The sequence below is a fragment of the Azospirillum formosense genome, assembly GCF_013340925.1.
In the GTDB taxonomy this organism is placed as follows: Bacteria; Pseudomonadota; Alphaproteobacteria; order Azospirillales; family Azospirillaceae; genus Azospirillum; species Azospirillum formosense.
This window is the reverse complement of sequence record NZ_WHOR01000421.1, coordinates 1-3,108: the sequence shown is the minus strand read 5'-3', so window position 1 is coordinate 3,108 and position 3,108 is coordinate 1. Positions and strand designations below refer to the sequence as shown.

4 protein-coding genes are annotated in these 3,108 nt (G+C 73.1%); all 4 read right to left on the bottom strand.

Features of this window, described 5'->3' with window-relative positions; all coding sequences use genetic code 11:
- Positions 1-770: amidase family protein (locus GBZ26_RS28460; RefSeq protein WP_174441676.1), on the bottom strand; the 770-nt coding region annotated here is incomplete at its 3' end.
- A complete protein-coding gene (locus GBZ26_RS28455; protein ID WP_247884939.1) occupies positions 767-925 on the bottom strand; it encodes a hypothetical protein in 159 nt (52 codons plus the stop codon). The genes GBZ26_RS28455 and GBZ26_RS28460, both read right to left, overlap by 4 nt.
- Positions 926-1,063: 138 nt before the next feature.
- Positions 1,064-1,828 (bottom strand): GntR family transcriptional regulator, encoded by a 765-nt coding sequence (locus GBZ26_RS28450; RefSeq protein ID WP_174441674.1) that lies wholly within the window; start codon positions 1,826-1,828, stop codon positions 1,064-1,066.
- Entirely contained in the window at positions 1,825-3,015 is a 1,191-nt protein-coding gene (locus GBZ26_RS28445; RefSeq protein ID WP_174441673.1) for a CoA transferase, read from the bottom strand. Before GBZ26_RS28445 ends, GBZ26_RS28450 begins: the two co-directional genes overlap by 4 nt.
- Between the last annotated feature and the right edge of the window lie 93 nt (positions 3,016-3,108).

The window sequence follows — 3,108 nt, the reverse complement described above, 5'->3', positions numbered from 1 at the left end:
CGCGAGATGGGTACGACCCCTCGTGCCCCCCCGCCCCCCGGGCAGGGGGCGCCCGCGGCGTCCGCCCGCCCGGTGACCCCCGAGACCAGCGCCGCGGCCTCCCCCGCGCGGCGCGCCCGCGGCCCGACGCACCCCAGCCTTCCCGCCGGCGCCCTCCCGCCGCCCCTCGGCGTCGCCCCCTGCCTCGGCTCCGGCCCGACCCCCCCGCCCAGCGCCGCCGGAAGCCGCCCCGCCCCGCCGGTGTCCGAGCCCAGCGAGCCGAAGGCCAGCCGCCCCGCCACCGCCGCCCCGGAGCCGGAGGAGGAGCCGCCGGTGATGCGGTCGGGGTCCCAGGGGTTGCGGCAGCGCCCGAGATGGGCGTTGTGGCCGGTCGGCCCCATGGCGAACTCCGCCATGTGCAGCGTGCCGAGCGTCACCGCCCCCGCCGCGTCCAGCCGCTCCAGCACCGTGGCCGTCCGCTCCGGGCGGAAGTCGCCGCGGATCGTCGGGGAGCCGCAGGTGCAGCGCTTGCCGGCGCGATAGAACATGTCCTTGTGGGCCAGCGGCACGCCGTGCAGCGGCCCGCGCAGCCGTCCGGCCCGCGCCTCCGCGTCGGCGGCGCGGGCGGCGGCCAACGCCTCCTCCGGCTCGACCGACAGAAAGGCGTTGAGGGTCGGATTCAGCCGGCCGATGCGGTCCAGGCAGGCGTCGGCCAAGGCTTCCGCCCGCAGCGCGCCGTCGCGGACCGCCCTTGCGGCCTCCGTCAGGGTCAGCGATGTGGGATCGGTCATGCCCGCTCCCCGGTCACGGTCCCGGCCGCCAGCGCGGCATGGGCGCCCAGCGGCGCGTCGAACAGCGAGCCGCCGGGATGCGCCGCCGCCAGGATCCCCGGCACGGCGGCCAGCAGGCGCCCGCACAGGGCTGCATCGGTTTCATCCAGGGTCACCCCCTGAATCCTGGCCAGGGTCCGCGCGCAAGCCGCAGCGTCCCCGATGAGGTTTTCCGTCATTCCTTCCCTCCCTTCCGGTGCTGTCCCCGCGCGGCTCTTCCGGCCGTTCGCCGCGGGCAGGGCTTCAATGCCCCCTTATCCGGATCGTTGCAGCGTCATTTCATAGCGGTATCGTCCGGCCGCGTGGCTGCTGACCGCCACCTCCAGCGCGTTTCCTTCGGCGTCCAGATAATGGCGGATCACCACCAGGATCGGGGTGCCGACCTCCACCGACAAGCGGGAGGCGAGATTGGCGTCGGCCGAGGTGGCTTCGATCGATTGCACGACCTCCGCGATGCGCAGGCCGTAGCGGCTTTCCAGCACCGCGTAGACGGCCACCGGAAAGGTGCCGATGGCCTGGGCCACGTCGTCGAAGGCGGCGGGCAGGAACACCTCGGTGTAGCAGAGCGGCGTCCGCTCCCCCGGCTGGCGGCGCAGCGCCACCACCCGGACCCAGGGCGTGTCCGGCTGGGAGCGCAGAAGCTCCGCCGTCCGCCCCTCCACCAGGATCTTCTCCACCGCCAGCACCTCCAGCCGGGTGGAGGAGGCGTATTGCCCAATCTCCGCAAGGCTGGACAGCGTGTTGTGGAACCGCCCGTCGGGCCGGGCGGCGGTCACCACCGACCCCGAGCCTTGGCGGCGCGCGATCAGGCCGAGATCCTGGAGCCGGCGCAGCGCCTCCCGCACCGTGTAGCGGCTGGCGGAGAAGCGCAGGCACAGCTCCTGCTCGGTCGGCAGCCGTTCGCCGACCCCGACCCGCCCGTCCGCGATGTCGGCGCGCAGCGCGTCCAGGATCTCCTGGAAGCGCGGCACCTCCGCGGCGGACGGGCGGACGGAGGCGGGGCGAACGGCGGCCTTCACAGCGCCCCCTGCTCGCGCAGGGCGGCGATCCGCTCCGGCCCGATGCCGATGCGGCCCAGCACGTCCTCGGTGTCGGCGCCCAACGCCGGAGCGGTGCGGGTGGGAAGCGTCTCGCCGCCGATGCGCACCGGCCCGGTCAGCATCCGCACACCGCGGGATCCGTCCGGATAGACGAAGTCGGCCACCCGGTCGCTGTCGCGGACGAAGGGGTTCTCCAGCGACTGCGCGATGTCGAGGACCGGGGCGGCAGGAACCGCGCCGCCGAGGATCTCCACCCACTCCGCCGTGTCGCGCTGGCCAAGCACCTCGTCCAGCAGGACGGTGAGTTGCTCGCGATTGGCCAGCCGGTCCTTGAAGCTGCGGAAGCGCGGGTCGTCCCCCCATTCCGGCTTGCCGATCTTGTCGCAGAAGACCGGCCAGAACTTCTCCTTGTTGCACATCACGAACAGCCAGCCGTCGCGCGTGCGGTAGAGCTGCGACGGGGTCAGCGAGGGATGCGCGGAGCGCGGCTCCCGCCCCTGGTTGTGGCCGCCGTTGAGGTACCAGGTGGCGAGGTAGGTCATGTTGTGCAGCGCCGTGTCGAACAGGCTGACGTCGACGTCCGAGCCCTTGCCGCTGGCCCGCGCCCCGACCACGCCGGAGACGAGGCCGAAGGCGGTCATCAGGCCGGTCATCATGTCGACCACCGACATGCCGAAGCGGGCGGGCGGGCCGTCCGGCTCGCCGGTCACCGACAGGTAGCCGGCCTCCGCCTGCATCAGATAGTCGTAGCCCGGCCAGGCCCGCCGGGGCCCCGTGCGCCCGTAGGCGGACAGGTGGGCGCAGACGATCTTCGGGTTGACCGCCTTCAGATGCTCGTAGGTCAGGCCGAGCTTGTCCGGCAGGTCGCCGCGCAGGTTGTCCAGCACGGCGTCGGCGTGGCGCACCAGCTCATGCAGCACCGCCATGCCCTCGGGGTGCTTCAGGTTGAGGGTGATGCTGCGCTTGTTGCGGTTGAAGGACTGGTAGAAGTGGCTGTTGCCGGGGCCGAAGAAATGGGGGCCGACATGCCGGCCGACCTCGCCGCCTTCGGCGGGATTCTCGACCTTGATGACTTCGGCCCCGAGATCGGCCAGCAGCATGGTGCCGAACGGGCCGGCGCCGTATTGCTCCACGGCGATGACGGTGACGCCTTCGAGGGGTAGCACGCGGTGTCTCCCTGATGGGGGTGTGCGGGGTGTGTGGGGAGTGGTTGCAGCGAGGCCCCCCTCCCGGCCTCCCCCCGCTTCGCAGGGGGAGGA